Genomic DNA, 15,938 nt, shown 5'->3' with positions numbered 1-15,938 from the left:
GGGAAGCTGGCTTGCCCCGCGATAAGGCTGTAATCAGCGGCGACGGAACAACGGTTGCGGTTCGTCGGTTGCAGCCTGGTAGGTGACCGAGAAGTCCTTGAGGCTTTCCAGTGCTGCAACCGGGTCCTTGTCGGCACGCAGGGCGAAGGCGTCGAAACCACAGCGCTTCATGTAGAACAGCTGGTCGCGCAGCACGTCGCCAATGGCCCGCAGCTCGCCAGTGAACTTGTAGCGATCACGCAGCAGGCGCGCATTGGAGTAGTTGCGCCCGTCAGTGAAGGCCGGGAAGTTCAGGGCGATGACCTGGAAGCTGGCGACGTCGTCACCGATTTCTTCGGCTTCTTCGTCGGCATCCAGCCACACACCCAGGCCGCCATCGCGGGCTTTGAGGGCGTGGGCGTGATCGCGCCACAGCTGCAGCGGCACGATGTAGTCGTCGCAGTTGGTCAGCTCATCCCAGGTGACGTCCTTGGGCAGCAGGTGCCAGGTTTCGTCGACGATTTCGTTGTACTTAATGATTCGCTGCATAGACGCGTTCCTTGAAAGGGTCGATGCCAATACGCTGGTAGGTGTCGATGAAACGCTCGTCGTCGGTACGTTGTTCAACGTAGACGTCGATCAGCTTCTCAATCACATCCGGCATGTCGTCCTGGGCGAAGGACGGGCCAAGGATCTTGCCCAGGCTGGCGTCGCGGCTGGCGCTGCCACCGAGGGAGACCTGATAGAACTCTTCGCCTTTCTTGTCCACCCCGAGAATGCCGATGTGGCCGACGTGGTGGTGACCACAGGCGTTCATGCAGCCGGAGATGTTCAGGTCCAGTTCGCCGATATCGAACAGGTAGTCCAGGTCGTCGAAACGGCGCTGGATGGATTCGGCAATCGGGATCGACTTGGCATTGGCCAGGGAGCAGAAATCGCCGCCGGGGCAGCAGATGATGTCAGTCAGCAGGCCGATGTTCGGGGTGGCGAAACCGTTTTCACGCAGCTCCAGCCACAGGGCGTGCAGTTGGCCCTGCTCGACATCGGCGAGGATGATGTTCTGTTCGTGGGAGGTACGCAACTGGCCGAAGCTGTAGCGCTCAGCGAGATCGGCGACGGCATCGAGCTGTTTGTCGGTCAGGTCGCCAGGGGCGACACCGGTAGGCTTGAGCGACAGGGTCACGGCAACGTAACCGGGCTTCTTGTGCGCCAGTACGTTGCGGGTGCGCCAGCGGGCGAAGCCTGGGTGCTGTTGCTCGAGTTCGCTAAAGTCGAGGTTCTCCAGCGCCTTGTAGTCCGGGTCGACGAAGTGCTTGGCTACGCGGTGCACTTCGGCGTCGGTCAGCGTGCTGCTGCCACCACGCAGGTGGAGCATTTCGGCCTCGACTTTCTCGGCGAAGACTTCGGGGGTGAGCGCTTTGACCAGGATCTTGATCCGCGCCTTGTACTTGTTGTCGCGACGGCCGTAGCGGTTGTACACCCGCAGGATCGCGTCCAGGTAACTGAGCAGATCCTGCCAGGGCAGGAACTCGTTGATAAAGGCGCCGACCACCGGGGTACGGCCCAGGCCGCCACCGACCAGGACGCGGAAACCCAGCTCGCCGGCGGCGTTGTACACCGGCTCCAGGCCGATATCGTGTACTTCAATGGCGGCACGGTCGCTGCTCGAACCGTTGATGGCAATTTTGAACTTGCGCGGCAGGTAAGCGAACTCAGGGTGGAAGGTGGTCCATTGGCGAACGATCTCACACCATGGGCGCGGGTCAATCACTTCATCAGCGGCGACACCGGCAAACTGGTCGGTGGTGACGTTGCGCAGGCAGTTGCCGCTGGTCTGAATCGCGTGCATTTGCACGGTGGCCAATTCCGCCAGGATATCCGGGATATCTTCCAGGGCTGGCCAGTTGTATTGCACGTTCTGCCGGGTGCTGATGTGGGCATAGCCCTTGTCGTAGTCGCGCGCGATCTTCGCCAGCATCCGTGTCTGGCGCGAAGTCAGCTGGCCATAAGGCACAGCGACGCGCAACATCGGGGCAAAACGTTGAATATAGAGGCCATTTTGCAGGCGCAGGGGGCGGAACTCTTCTTCGCTCAGCTCACCGGCCAGGTAGCGGCGGGTCTGATCACGGAACTGCTTGACGCGGTCCTCGATGATCCGCTGATCGTACTCGTCGTATACGTACATAGGGGTCCTGTTCTCAAGCTGCTTGCAGCTAATCGCGCGCACGGCCGCGCACTCCCAAGCGGAGCAGAGGAAAGATAGCAGTTTGCGTTTATGCGCAAAAGTGATGTTTTTGCATATGAAAAGAACCATTTGGACTAAGTGAGACTGAATGGCATTTGGCCGTTTGTCCCTCTGCGGTGTTTATAATTGACGGTTTGAATAGCAGGAGCGAATCCGCATGCTCAAGGCCTTGTGCCAAAGCCTTTGCCTGAGCCTGCTACTGGTGGCCGGCGCGCAGGCGGCTTCAGTGGTGTTTCTCAATCCGGGCTATTCCAACGAGACTTTCTGGGTCAGTTATTCACGCTTCATGCAAGCCGCCGCCAGCGACCTGGGCATGCAGTTGCGCATCGAGTACAGCGAGCGTCGGCCGGAGCTAGCGCTGACCCAGGCGCGCGAGGTGCTCGAAGGCACGCAGCGGCCGGATTACCTGGTGCTGGTCAACGAACAGTACATCGCCCCGGAGATCATCCGCCTGTCCCGCGACAGCGGGGTCAAGCTGTTCCTGGTCAACAACGGCCTGACGCCCAACCAGGCCGAGCTGATCGACAACCACCCCGACAAGTATCCACCCTTGCTCGGCACTCTGGTGAGTAACGACGAGCAGGCCGGTTACCAGATGCTCAAGGAACTCATTGCCCTGCGCGCCCAGCCAGGCCTGACCCGACCGCTGGAGTTGCTGGCGTTTTCCGGCACTAAGACCACCCCCGCCTCGCAGTTACGCGAACAGGGTATGCGCCGGGCCCTGGCCGAGCACCCTGAGGTGCGCCTGCGCCAGGTGGTGTATGGCGGTTGGGGCAAGGAGCGGGCCTACGAGCAGGCGCAGCAGCTGTTACAGCGCTACCCGAACATCGAGCTGGTGTGGTCGGCCAATGACGAGATGGCCTTTGGCGCCATGCAGGCCTTTGTCGAAGTCGGGCGCACGCCGGGCAAGGATGTGCTTTTCAGTGCCGTCAACAGTTCGCCGACGGCTTTGCAGGCACGGCTCGACGGGCGCCTGAGCGTATTGATGGGCGGGCACTTTTCCCTCGGTGGCTGGGCCATGGTATTACTGCATGATGATGTGCTGAATCTGCCAATTTACCGCGATGGCCGCCGCGAGCATCAAGTACCGGTGTTGCAGTTGATCGACCCTCTGCGGGCGCAGCGTTGGCTGAACCTGCAGGAGCAGGCCGACTACGGTCTGGATTTCAATCGCTTCAGTGCCCAGGGGCATTCGGCTGCGTACCGCTATCCGTTCCTGGGGGCGCCGGTCGATTATTAGAAAACCCCTGCTTGAGCAAAGGGCATTGCTGGACTTAACTGCTACGGGTGACATGCATTCCCATAACCACTAATAAGAGGCGATGCAATGGGAAATTCAACCAAAGCGGGTAAGCCTGACAGCAGTGTCGATGCTTGGGCGATACTCTGTCTGATTGTCCTGGTTGTTGTGACCGCGGTGTATTGGGTCAGCCACCAGTAATATCACGCGATGGGTAATCATGAACCGCCCGCAGAATGGACATCTGCGGGCGGACTGCATTTCAGCGGGCGGTGAGGTGCATGGCCAGTTGCACCAGCCCTACCAGTAGCAGAATGAAAATCAAGGTGAAGACGCTGCCCAGCGCGATGAAATGGCTGGCCTTGCCGTAGGTGAAGTCGCGGGTGCGGTTCTTGCCGCTTTGCACGCCGAACGCCGCCGCCAGAATGCTTTGCAGCATCTGCCAGAAGGTCGGGGGTTTGCCTTGGGCTGGGTCATCCATGAGGGGCTCCTTGGAATAGGCATCGCCCTCAGTATAGACGGTAGCTGTAAGCTATAAGCTTCAAGCTACAAGAGAGACATGCGCCGTCTTGTAGCTTGCCGCTTGTAGCTTTAGCTGTCATAGCCAAGGTTAGGCGCCAACCAACGCTCACTCACGCTCAATTCCTGGCCCTTGCGCTCGGTGTAGCTCTGCACCTGATCCTTGTCGACCTTGCCCACGGCAAAGTACTGCGCCTGCGGATGCGCGAAGTACCAGCCGCTGACCGCCGCTGCCGGGAACATGGCGAAATGTTCGGTGAGGAACACGCCGCTGGGGCCGGTTTCGCCGATGGCAGTACCGTCGAGCAGGCGGAACAGGGTTTCCTTCTCGGTGTGGTCCGGGCAGGCCGGGTAACCCGGGGCAGGGCGGATACCGGAGTACTGCTCCTTGATCAATGCCTCGTTGTCCAGGTGCTCGTCCTTGGCGTAACCCCAATAGTCTTTACGCACCTGCTCGTGCAGCCATTCGGCGCAGGCTTCGGCCAGACGGTCGGCCAGGGCCTTGACCATGATCGAGTTGTAGTCGTCGCCCTTGTCCTGGTAAGCCTTGGCCACTTCCTCGGCGCCAATGCCAGCGGTGGTGATGAAGCCGCCCACATAGTCGGTGATGCCGGTTTCCTTTGGCGCGACGAAGTCGGCCAGGGAGAAGTTCGGCTTGTTGTCCGGCTTGATGGTCTGCTGGCGCAGGTGGTGAAGCTTGGCCAGTGGCTGGCCGTCGGTGCCATAGACTTCGATGTCGTCATGGTTGACCTGGTTGGCCGGCCAGAAGCCGAACACCGCACGGGCGCTGATCAGTTTCTCGTCGATCAGCTTGGCGAGCATTTCCTGGGCATCCTTGAACAGCGCGGTGGCGGCTTCGCCGACCACTTCGTCGGTGAGGATGCGCGGGTACTTGCCGGCCAGGTCCCAGGAGATGAAGAACGGCGTCCAGTCGATGTACTCGGCCAGCACCTTGAGGTCGATGTTTTCCAGTACCTTGATCCCGGTGAAGGTCGGTACTGCAGGCTGGTAACCGGCCCAGTCATATTTCGGCTTGGCCGCAATCGACTGCGCGTAGCTCAGACGCTCGGTGCGGGCACTGCGGTTAGCGGTGCGCTCGCGTACTTCGATGTAATCCAGGCGGGTCTTCTCGACAAACCCTGGCTTGAGTTCCTTGGACAGCAACTGCGTGGCAACACCCACTGCGCGCGAGGCGTCGGTGACGTAGACCACCGCGTCATTGCTGTACTTGGGCTCGATCTTCACCGCCGTGTGCGCCTTGGAGGTGGTCGCGCCACCGATCATCAGCGGCAGGTGGAAGTCCTGGCGCTGCATCTCGCGGGCGACATGGACCATCTCGTCCAGGGACGGGGTGATCAGGCCGGACAGGCCAATGATGTCGCACTTTTGCTCGCGGGCGGTCTGCAGGATCTTCTCGGCCGGGACCATCACGCCCAGGTCGACGATGTCGTAACCGTTGCAACCGAGCACCACACCGACGATGTTCTTGCCGATGTCGTGCACGTCGCCTTTGACCGTGGCCATGAGGATCTTGCCCTTGGCTTGGGGCTTGTCGCCTTTTTCCAGTTCGATGAAGGGAATCAGGTGCGCCACCGCCTGCTTCATCACCCGCGCGGATTTGACCACCTGGGGCAGGAACATCTTGCCGGCGCCGAACAGGTCACCGACCACGTTCATGCCGCTCATCAGCGGGCCTTCGATGACCTCGATGGGGCGCGCGCATTGCTGGCGGCACTCCTCGGTGTCTTCAACGATAAAGGCGGTGATGCCCTTGACCAGCGCGTGTTCCAGGCGCTTGCCGACCGGCAGTGAACGCCACTCTTCGTTCTCGACTTCCTTGACCGCGCCGCCGCCCTTGTAGTCGTCAGCAATCGCCAGCAGGGCATCGGTGCCTTCCGGGGTGCGGTTGAGCACTACGTCCTCGACCTTCTCGCGCAGGGCGGGTGGAATCTCGTCGTAGATCTCCAACTGGCCGGCGTTGACGATACCCATGGTCAGGCCATTCTGGATCGCGTGGTAGAGGAACACCGAGTGAATCGCCTCGCGCACCGGGTTGTTGCCGCGGAACGAGAACGACACGTTGGATACCCCGCCCGAGCTCAGCGCGTAGGGCAGGTGATCGCGAATGTAGGCGCAGGCTTCGATGAAGTCGACGGCGTAGTTGTTGTGCTCTTCGATACCGGTGGCCACGGCGAAGATGTTCGGGTCGAAGATGATGTCTTCCGCCGGGAAGCCTACTTCATTGACCAGGATGTCGTAGCTGCGCTGGCAGATCTCGCGCTTGCGCGCGGCGGTATCGGCCTGGCCGACCTCGTCGAAAGCCATCACCACCACGGCGGCGCCGTAGCGCTTGCACAGCTTGGCGTGATGCTTGAAGGCCTCGACGCCTTCTTTCATCGAGATCGAGTTGACGATGCCCTTGCCCTGGATGCACTTGAGGCCCGCTTCGATCACTTCCCACTTGGAGGAGTCGATCATGATTGGTACGCGGGAAATGTCTGGCTCACCGGCGATCAGGTTGAGGAACTTGACCATGGCCGCCTGGGAATCGAGCATCCCTTCGTCCATGTTGATGTCGATCACCTGGGCGCCGGCCTCGACCTGCTGCAGGGCAACTTCCAGGGCTTCGGTGTAGTTCTCTTCGCGGATCAGCCGGGCGAACTTGGCGGAGCCGGTGATGTTGGTGCGCTCGCCGACGTTGACGAACAGCGAGTTGCGATCGATGGTGAACGGCTCCAGGCCCGACAGGCGACAGGCCTTGGGGATGTCCGGAATGACCCGCGGCGGGTACTTGGCGACCGCTTCGGCAATCGCCTGGATGTGCCCCGGGGTGGTGCCGCAGCACCCACCAATGATGTTGAGGAAACCACTGGCGGCGAACTCTTCGACCACTTCGGCCATTTCCGCCGGGGTTTCGTCGTATTCACCGAAGGCGTTCGGCAGACCGGCGTTGGGGTGCGCGGAAACGTGGGTGCCGGCTTTGGTCGAGAGTTCTTCCAGGTACGGGCGCAGGTCCTTGGCACCGAGTGCGCAGTTCAGGCCCACCGAAATCGGATTGGCGTGGCGCACCGAGTTCCAGAAGGCTTCGGTGGTCTGTCCCGACAGGGTACGGCCGGAGGCGTCGGTGATGGTCCCGGAGATCATGATCGGCAATTCCAGGCCGTCTTCGTCGAACACCTGTTGCACGGCAAAGATCGCGGCCTTGGCGTTGAGGGTGTCGAAGATGGTCTCGATCAGGATCAGGTCGGCGCCGCCTGCGATCAGGCCGCGGGTAGCCTCGATGTAGTTTTCTACCAACAAATCAAAAGTGACGTTGCGGTAGCCGGGGTCGTTGACGTCCGGAGAAATGGAGCAGGTGCGGCTGGTCGGGCCGAGCACGCCAGCGACGAAACGCGGCTTTTCCGGGGTTTCCAGGGTTTTGGCATCGGCCACCTGGCGAGCGATGCGTGCGCCTTCAAGGTTCAGCTCGTAGGCCAGCGACTCCATGCCGTAGTCGGCCTGGGAAATCTGCGTGGCGTTGAAGGTGTTGGTTTCAAGAATATCGGCACCCGCGTCCAGGTAAGCCTTCTCGATGGCCGCGATGACATCCGGGCGCGAGAGCAGCAGCAGGTCGTTGTTGCCTTTGACATCGCTTGGCCAATCGGCGAAGCGCGTTCCACGATAGTCGTGTTCCTCGAGGCGGTAGCTTTGGATCATAGTACCCATGCCGCCATCGAGAATCAGGATGCGCTCTTTGAGTGCTTGCTGAAGTGCTTGGAAACGAGCGCTGCGGTCAGACATAGGACTACCTGGTCGGGCGAAAACAAAAGTTGCGGAATAATAACAAAGCTGCGCGGTTTTTAGACGTGTCGAGCATTTACATGAATTTCATTCATGTTGGCGCACCGCCAGCACCGGTAGAATCGTGAAGCTTTCAATACCCAGGACATTCGGCACATGGTGCATCGTTTACTTGCCGGCGCTTTCGCTCTGTTCATCAGCAGCATGGCGTTGGGGCAAGCCCCTCAATCGAGCCCGGCTATTTCGTATACCCGGGACATCCAACCGATCTTCACCGAGAAGTGCGTGGCTTGTCACGCCTGCAACGACGCGGCCTGCCAGCTCAACCTGGGCAGTGCCGAGGGCGCTTCGCGGGGGGCCTCCAAGGTGCCGGTGTACCAGGGCGAACGCAGCACGGCGGTGGCGCCGACGCGGTTGTTCTATGACGCCAATGGCACCGCCGCCTGGCAGAGCAAGGGTTTTTATTCCGTACTCGACAACCAGGGCAGTCAGGCCGCGTTGATGGCGCGGATGCTCGAACTGGGCCACAAGAACCGACTGACGCCCAATGCCAAGTTGCCCGAAGAGATTGTTCTGGGCCTGAACCGCAATAACCTGTGCCCGTTGCCTGGCGAGTTCGACGCTTACGCTGGCGCGCACCCCAGGGAGGGCATGCCGCTGGCGGTCACCGGCCTCAGCGATGCCGAGTACCAGACCCTGCAACGCTGGCTCGCCGCCGGTGCGCCGGTGGAACACCATCCGATCCAGCCAAGTGCCACGGAGGCCACGCAGATTGCTGACTGGGAAGCGCTGTTCAACCGCCCGGGCTCGACCGAAGCGCTGGTGGCGCGTTGGCTGTACGAGCACCTGTTCCTGGCCCACATCTATTTTGTCGGCGGCGAGCAGGGTCACTTCTTCCAATGGGTGCGCTCGCGTACGCCCAGTGGCCAGCCCATCAACCTGATCGCGACGCGTCGGCCCAACGACCCACCGGGCACCGACTTCTATTACCGGCTGATGCCGGTGCAGGGCGTGATCGTGCATAAAACCCACATCACCTACCCGATGGGCCCGCAAAAGCTCAAGCGCGTCAAGCAGCTGTTCTACAGCGGCGACTGGCATGCCAAGGCGCTGCCAGGCTACGGCCCACGCCACCGCGCCAATCCCTTCGAAACCTTCGAAGCGATCCCGGCCGTGGCCCGTTACCAGTTCATGCTGGACAACGCCGAGTACTTTGTCCGCACCTTCATTCGCGGCCCGGTGTGCCGTGGCCAGATCGCCACTGACGTGATCCGCGACGACTTCTGGACGCTGTTCCAGGAACCGGCCCACGACCGTTACTTGACCGATGCCGAGTACCGCGGCCAGGCCACGCCATTGCTGGCCATGCCTGGGCAGATCGACGACGTGGGCAGCATCCTGAGCCTATGGCATGCCTACCGTGACAAGCGCAACGAGTATGAAAAACTGCGCCGTGATGCCTATGCAGATGCCCCGCCGCCGAGTTGGTCGACCCTCTGGGCCGGCAACGACAATGCACTATTGACCATCTTCCGCCACTTCGACAGCGCCTCGGTGACCAAAGGCCTGATCGGCGACGTACCGAAGACCCTGTGGTTGTTCGATTACCCGTTGTTCGAGCGCACCTACTACCAGTTGGCGGTCAACTTCGATGTCTACGGCAACGTCTCGCACCAGGCGCAGACGCGCCTGTACTTCGACCTGATCCGTAACGGCGCCGAGGTCAATTTCCTGCGCCTGATGCCGGCTGATGCGCGGGGGGCGATCCTCAGCGACTGGTATCAGAACAGTGGCAAGGTGAAGATGTGGATGGACTATGAGGAAATCGACACCGATACCCCGAGCGCGCTCAAGCTCGATGCGCTGGATCCCAAGCGCGACTTCGGCCTCAAGCTGATCCAGCGCACCGGCAGCCTCAATGCCGCGCCTGATCCGATCAACCGTTGCCTGGGCGCTTATTGCTCGCGCCCGGATATGAACGAGGAGTTCCGTGACGTCGAGCAGGCCCTGAGCCGTCTGGTGTCGCGTCCCGCTGCAGGGCTGAAGGTCATCAGCCAGCTGTCCGAGGCGACCATGTTGCGTATCGAGGGGCAGGGCGGTCAGCGTCAGGTCTACAGCCTGCTGCGCAACCGCGCCCACAGTAACGTGGCATTCATGCTCGGCGAGGCCTATCGCTACCAGCCGGGCCTGGACACCTTGACCCTGGTCCCTGGCGTGCTGAGCAGTTATCCGAACTTCATCTTCAACATCCCGGCCAGCGACGTGCCGGAGTTCGTCGAGGACCTGGAAGCGGCCCGCGACGACACGGCCAGGTTCGAGCGCGTGGTCATGCGTTGGGGTGTGCGTCGCAGCCACCCGCAGTTCTGGCAGTACTTCCACGACCTCAACAGCTACATCAAGGAAAACGATGCAGTGGAAGCGGGTGTGCTGGACATGAACCGCTACGAAAACCTCTGAACCAGACCGCCGGGAAGGTCGTCTGACCTTTCCCGACAGAATTACTAGGACTTTGTTCGGCGGCCAGGTTGGCGTAAACTGCCGGCAAGTCTGTGAGGAACTTCCATGAGCGCCATAACTATTACCGACGCCGCGCATGATTACCTGGCCGATCTGCTGTCAAAGCAGAACACCCCGGGTATTGGCATTCGCATCTTTATCACCCAGCCGGGCACTACTTACGCTGAAACGTGCATTGCCTACTGCAAGCCGGGCGAAGAAAAGCCGGAAGACGAGGCTGTGGGTCTGAAAACCTTCACCGCCTACCTTGACGCGGTCAGCGTACCGTTTCTCGAGGATGCGGTGGTCGACTACGCCACTGACCGCATGGGGGGGCAGCTGACCATCAAGGCGCCGAACGCCAAGGTGCCGATGGTCAACGAAGACAGCCCGATCAACGAGCGCATCAACTACTACCTGCAAACCGAGATCAACCCGGGGCTGGCCAGCCACGGTGGTCAGGTCAGCCTAATCGAAGTGGTCGAAGACGGTATTGCCGTGCTGCAGTTCGGGGGTGGTTGCCAGGGCTGCGGCCAGGCTGATGTGACCTTGAAGGAAGGCATCGAGCGGACCTTGCTCGAGCGTATTCCCGAGCTCAAGGGCGTGCGGGATGTGACCGACCATAGCCAGAAAGAGAACGCCTACTACTAAGGGCTTTTGTCGTTTGGTCTGGCCTCATCGCGGGGCAAGCCCGCTCCTACAGGAGCGGGCTTTCCCCGCGATTCGTTTGAGCGCCAGGGTGCACCGTTGGCGAACTGTCGCTCGATCCATTGCTTGAACGCAGTAGTTGCCGCCGTATTGAAGCGAGCACCAGGGCGAACAAGGTACACGCCCGCATCACTGTCCAGTTGCCACTCTGGCAATACCCGCTGCAGATTGCCGCAGTCCAGGTCCTTCTTCATCATCCAGTCGCCGCCAGCGATGATGCCTACGCCCGCCCGGGCAACGCCAAGCAGCGCTTCGTTATCGTTGCTCTGCATCGAACCCTGCACCTTTACCGTCTGTAGCTCACCCTCGCGATACAGATGCCATTGCGGATAGGAACGCAACCCGGTAAACCCCAGGCAATTGTGCGTACCCAGTTCGGCCGGTGATTGCGGCTGTCCGTGCCGTTCCAGGTAAGCGGGTGAAGCGCAGAGAATACGCTGATGATCGCAGAGCTTGCGCGCCACCAGACGGCTGTCACTCAGTTCGCCAATGCGGATTGCCGCGTCGAAGCCTTCTGCTACCAGGTCGACAAAACGCTCTGAATATTCGGTCTCCACCGTTACCTGAGGGAAGGCCAGGGCAAACTCGGCCAGCATCGGGCTGAGCCAGAGCCTGCCCATCGACGAAGGTAATGCCAGGCGCAAGCGGCCGCGGACCTCGATAGCGCCCTGGGCCGCTTCACGTTCGGCATCGCTGATCAAGCTGGCGGCATGCTGCAAGCGCTCTACCAGGCGCAGACCTTCGTCGGTGAAGCGCAACTGACGGGTGGTGCGTTCGACCAGGCGGATGCCCAGGCGTTGCTCCATGGCGCCCAGGCGTTTGGACAGCACCGAAGGGTGGCGTTGCAACTGCCGCCCGGCTGCGGCAAAAGAGCCATGGGCGAAGAGGGCCAGGAGGGTGGCCAGCTCATCGGCCTGGCGACTGTCGAACGGGTCCATGTCGGTGCTGCGCCTCGCTCAGGTTCGCTCAGGGGGTGAGGATGATCGCGCCCTGGGAACGCCCTTGCTGCAAGTCGTCGTGGGCAGTGGCCACGTCGGCCAGGGCATAGCGTTGCCAGATCCGCGGCTGGATGATACCTGCCGTCAGCGCTGCCAGCACGTCCTGCGCGCGTTGCTGGTACTCCTGCGCGGTGGCTGTGTGCGCGGCCAGCGAAGGGCGGGTGACAAACAGCGAGCCCTTGACATTGAGGGTGCTCATGGCCAGCGGCTCGGGTGCGCCTGAGGTCATGCCATAAGACACCAGCAAGCCGCGTGGTCGCAGGCTGTCGAGCGAGGCCTGCAGCGACACGCGCCCGACCGAATCGTAGACCACATCGACCTTGTGCCCCTGGGTAATGTCCAGCACCTGTGCGGCCAGTGTTTCGGCGTCAAACACCAGCACCTCGTCACAGCCTGCGTCCCTGGCCCTGGCCACGCTTTGCGGCTTTGATACCACGCCGATCACAAACGCGCCCAAGTGCTTGGCCCAAGGCACCAGCAACTGGCCGAGCGCGCCGCCTGCACCGTAGATCAACAGCCGTGAGCCAGGGCCGACCGGATAGGTGCTCTTGAGCAGGTACTGGGCGGTAATGCCTTTGAACAGCACGGCGGCAGCGTCCTCGAACGAGACCCTGTCAGGCAGCTTGACCAGGCGTTCGGCTGGAAACAGGCGGGCGCTGGCGTAGCTACCCAGAGGGCCTGTGGCATAGCCCACGCGGTCACCGACTTGCACGGTGGTCACCCCTGGGCCGATTGCCATCACGGTACCGGCGCCCTCCAGTCCCAATCCTGAAGGCAGTGTAATCGGCACATCGCCCTTGCGTTGATTGACGTCCAATGGATTGACGCCGATGGCCGCTTGTTCCAGCCAGACTTCGCCGGGACCGGGGGCTTGCGGATTGGCGTTGGCGAGCTGCATTACTTGCGAATTGCCTGTTTGCTCTAGGCGCACGTGCATGACCATGTTCAGTACCTTGGATCAGTTGTAGGTGGCTGCGAGGATATTTACTGATTGCGTGATCAACAATTACCTGAAAAAGCAGATAAGTGCTGCATGCAGTGCAGCAGTACTGGTTGGCCCGCTATGTGCTTTACCCCCTTGAACTGCATGTTTACAGGGATCAACGGCATGACGCTTGCTCAACCACTCGACCGCGCTGCCCGCGATACCGGCTGGAGTGCCGAGCTGATGCTGCGCTTTGTCCGCCGCGGGACGAAGACCTGTATTGGTGCGCGGCGGCATTTCGGTCCTCTTTTGGTGCAGCGGCCGTTCTACCCGGAAGGTGCTCCGTGCCATGTCTATGTGCTGCACCCGCCCGGTGGTGTGGTCGGTGGCGACAAACTGGTGCTCGATGTGCACCTGGACGTGGGTAGCCATGCGCTGCTGACCATGCCCGGCGCCACCAAGTTTTACCGTAGCGGTGGCGCCACCTCGACTCTTACCCAGCACTTTCACTTGTCGCCCGACAGCGTGCTGGAGTGGCTGCCCCAAGGCAGCATCTGTTTCCCCGGTGCCCGTGTATGTCTGGAAAACCGCTTTAGCCTGGCGCCGGGCGCACGCCTGCTGGCCTGGGAAACCCTGTGCCTGGGCCGACCGGTGATGGACGAGACGTTCAGCCATGGTGCCCTGGACAGTCGCCTGCAGATCAATGTGCCTGACGATCCCGGCCTGCACGAACGCCTGCGCATCGATGGCGGCCAGTTGCAGAAGCTCGGCGGCTACCCGTTGCAGGCAACCTTCTGCGCCTATCCGGCCAACGACGCCTTGCTCGACCAGACCCGTGCACTGATCGAAGACTTGAGCGTACCCGCCGCAGCGACCCTGCTCGGCCAACTGCTGGTGGTGCGCCTGCTGGATCACGACAACCAACGCCTGCAATCCACCCTGCAGCGGCTATGGCATGCCCTGCGACCGGCCGTGGTCGGCCTGGCGCCATGCCCGCCGCGTATCTGGGCCACTTGAGAGAACGCTATGGAGCTGACCCCGCGAGAGAAAGACAAACTACTGCTGTTCACCGCTGCGCTGCTTGCCGAACGCCGGCTGGCCCGTGGCCTGAAACTGAACTATCCGGAAGCGGTGGCCTTGATCAGTGCCACGGTGATGGAGGGTGCCCGTGACGGACGCACCGTCGCCGAGTTGATGAACCTGGGCCGTGACGTGCTCAACCGCGATCAGGTGATGGAAGGCGTGAGCGAAATGATTCCCGACGTGCAGGTGGAAGCGACGTTCCCCGACGGCACCAAACTGGTGACCGTGCATGACCCGATTGTCTAGGAGCGCAGGATGATTCCCGGAGAAGTACAAGTCGCCCTGGGCGACATCGAACTCAATGTCGGCTGCGAGCGCCTTGCTGTCACCGTGGCCAACCATGGCGACCGGCCCGTGCAGGTCGGCTCGCATTATCACTTTTACGAGGTCAACAACGCCCTGGTGTTCGAACGTGAAGCCACCCGTGGCTTGCGCCTGGACATCGCCGCTGGCACTGCCGTGCGCTTCGAACCGGGGCAGGCGCGCACGGTGACCTTGGTGCCGTACGCCGGCAAGCGCGAAGTCTACGGTTTTCAAGGACGGGTGATGGGCAAGCTGGAGGCACGCGGATGAGCCGGATTTCCCGTCGGGCCTACGCCGATATGTTCGGCCCCACCGTCGGCGATCGCGTGCGCCTGGCCGATACCGAACTGTGGGTCGAGGTGGAGAAGGACTTCACGATCTACGGCGAAGAGGTCAAGTTCGGTGGCGGCAAGGTGATCCGCGACGGCATGGGCCAGGGCCAGATGCTCGCCGCCGAGGCCATGGACCTGGTGCTGACCAATGCCCTGATCATCGATCACTGGGGCATCGTCAAGGCTGACATCGGCGTCAAGAACGGGCGCATCTTTGGCGTTGGCAAGGCCGGCAATCCTGATGTGCAGCCTGGCGTAACCCTGCCTATCGGCGCAGGCACCGAAGTCATTGCCGCCGAAGGCAAGATCGTTACCGCTGGTGGCATCGACTCGCACATCCACTTCATCTGCCCCCAGCAGGTGGAGGAGGCGCTGACCTCGGGCATCACCACCTTTATCGGTGGTGGCACGGGACCGGCCACCGGCACCAACGCTACCACCTGCACCTCCGGGCCCTGGTACCTGGCGCGGATGCTCCAGGCTGCCGACGAGCTGCCGATCAATATCGGCCTGCTGGGCAAGGGTAACGCCTCGCAACCTGAAGCCCTGCGCGAGCAGATCCACGCCGGCGCGGTGGGCTTGAAGCTGCATGAGGACTGGGGCTCGACCCCTGCGGCGATTGACTGCTGCCTGACCGTGGCCGACGAACTGGATGTGCAGGTGGCCATTCACACCGACACCCTCAACGAGTCCGGCTGTGTCGAAGACACCCTGGCCGCTATCGGTGACCGCACCATCCATACCTTTCATACCGAAGGGGCGGGCGGTGGCCATGCCCCGGATATCATCCGCGCGGCAGCTTTTGCCAATGTACTGCCGTCGTCGACCAACCCAACCTTGCCCTACACGATCAACACCGTTGACGAACACCTGGACATGCTCATGGTCTGCCATCACCTGGACCCGAGTATTGCCGAGGACGTGGCCTTTGCCGAATCGCGCATTCGTCGTGAGACCATTGCCGCCGAAGATATCCTGCATGACATCGGCGCATTCTCCATGACCTCTTCCGACTCCCAGGCCATGGGCCGGGTTGGTGAAGTGGTGTTGCGCACCTGGCAGGTCGCCGACCAGATGAAGCGCCGTCGCGGACCGCTGGCACCGGACAGCAGCTATAGCGACAACTTCCGGGTCAAACGCTACATCGCCAAATACACCATTAACCCCGCGCTGACCCATGGCATCGCCCATGAAGTGGGTTCGCTAGGGATGGTCTGAAATAGCCGAATACTCTCCGGCTATCGAGCGGTCAGCACTTCAAAAAACGATGCTCATCGAAAATCCGATTGGTTCTCCACGCTTTTCAGGCTGCCTGGCGGCTGCGAGGCGT

General features: G+C 61.5%; 12 protein-coding genes and 1 pseudogene. 7 read left to right on the top strand and 6 right to left on the bottom strand.

Annotated elements, in window-relative coordinates:
- Positions 1–33: 33 nt before the first annotated feature.
- Both ACRESH_RS04190 and ACRESH_RS04185 read right to left on the bottom strand, forming a co-directional pair.
- A complete protein-coding gene (locus tag ACRESH_RS04190; RefSeq protein ID WP_431740767.1) occupies positions 34–528 on the bottom strand; it encodes a DUF934 domain-containing protein in 495 nt (164 codons plus the stop codon).
- Positions 512–2,164 (bottom strand): nitrite/sulfite reductase, encoded by a 1,653-nt coding sequence (locus ACRESH_RS04185; protein WP_431740766.1) that lies wholly within the window; start codon positions 2,162–2,164, stop codon positions 512–514. The genes ACRESH_RS04190 and ACRESH_RS04185 overlap by 17 nt, the downstream gene beginning before the upstream one ends.
- 217 nt (positions 2,165–2,381) lie before the next feature.
- On the opposite strand from ACRESH_RS04185, the gene ACRESH_RS04180 reads away from it, so the two are divergent.
- Positions 2,382–3,464 carry an ABC transporter substrate-binding protein gene (locus ACRESH_RS04180; RefSeq protein WP_431740765.1) on the top strand — a complete coding sequence of 361 codons (1,083 nt, stop codon included), beginning with the start codon at positions 2,382–2,384 and terminating at the stop codon, positions 3,462–3,464.
- A gap of 262 nt (positions 3,465–3,726) precedes the next feature.
- Here ACRESH_RS04180 and ACRESH_RS04175 read toward each other — a convergent pair whose 3' ends face one another.
- Entirely contained in the window at positions 3,727–3,945 is a 219-nt protein-coding gene (locus ACRESH_RS04175) for a DUF2970 domain-containing protein (RefSeq protein ID WP_431740764.1), read from the bottom strand.
- Positions 3,946–4,055: 110 nt separating this feature from the next.
- Positions 4,056–7,763 (bottom strand): methionine synthase, encoded by a 3,708-nt coding sequence (metH, locus tag ACRESH_RS04170; protein WP_431740763.1) that lies wholly within the window; start codon positions 7,761–7,763, stop codon positions 4,056–4,058.
- Positions 7,764–7,919: 156 nt separating this feature from the next.
- Here metH and ACRESH_RS04165 point away from each other — a divergent pair, with 156 nt between their 5' ends.
- Entirely contained in the window at positions 7,920–10,220 is a 2,301-nt protein-coding gene (locus tag ACRESH_RS04165) for a fatty acid cis/trans isomerase (RefSeq protein ID WP_431740762.1), read from the top strand.
- 105 nt (positions 10,221–10,325) lie between these two features.
- Entirely contained in the window at positions 10,326–10,910 is a 585-nt protein-coding gene (nfuA, locus tag ACRESH_RS04160; RefSeq protein WP_431740761.1) for a Fe-S biogenesis protein NfuA, read from the top strand.
- Here nfuA and ACRESH_RS04155 read toward each other — a convergent pair.
- Together ACRESH_RS04155 and ACRESH_RS04150 are read right to left on the bottom strand one after the other, a co-directional pair.
- Complete coding sequence (locus ACRESH_RS04155) at positions 10,907–11,905, bottom strand: LysR family transcriptional regulator (RefSeq protein ID WP_431740760.1); 999 nt, start codon at positions 11,903–11,905, stop codon at positions 10,907–10,909. The two genes, nfuA and ACRESH_RS04155, sit on opposite strands and share 4 nt — an antisense overlap.
- Before the next feature lie 28 nt (positions 11,906–11,933).
- Positions 11,934–12,863: a quinone oxidoreductase family protein gene (locus ACRESH_RS04150; RefSeq protein ID WP_431740759.1), complete on the bottom strand. Its 930-nt coding sequence runs from the start codon at positions 12,861–12,863 to the stop codon at positions 11,934–11,936.
- Positions 12,864–13,073: 210 nt separating this feature from the next.
- On the opposite strand from ACRESH_RS04150, the gene ACRESH_RS04145 reads away from it, so the two are divergent.
- The 4 genes and pseudogenes from ACRESH_RS04145 to ureC form a co-directional block, all read left to right on the top strand.
- A complete protein-coding gene (locus ACRESH_RS04145; protein WP_431740758.1) occupies positions 13,074–13,907 on the top strand; it encodes an urease accessory protein UreD in 834 nt (277 codons plus the stop codon).
- Between the two features lie 9 nt (positions 13,908–13,916).
- Positions 13,917–14,219 (top strand): urease subunit gamma, encoded by a 303-nt coding sequence (locus ACRESH_RS04140; RefSeq protein ID WP_431740757.1) that lies wholly within the window; start codon positions 13,917–13,919, stop codon positions 14,217–14,219.
- 9 nt (positions 14,220–14,228) lie between these two features.
- Entirely contained in the window at positions 14,229–14,546 is a 318-nt protein-coding gene (locus ACRESH_RS04135; protein WP_431740756.1) for an urease subunit beta, read from the top strand.
- Positions 14,543–15,814: pseudogene (gene ureC / locus ACRESH_RS04130) on the top strand (urease subunit alpha); the annotation flags it as partial. The gene ACRESH_RS04135 and the pseudogene ureC, both read left to right, overlap by 4 nt.
- Positions 15,815–15,938 lie beyond the last annotated feature (124 nt).

It is taken from the genome of Pseudomonas sp. (assembly GCF_050739775.1).
GTDB lineage: Bacteria > Pseudomonadota > Gammaproteobacteria > Pseudomonadales > Pseudomonadaceae > Aquipseudomonas.
Note: the sequence above shows the minus strand (reverse complement) of the source record. Positions and strands in the feature narration are given on the sequence as shown.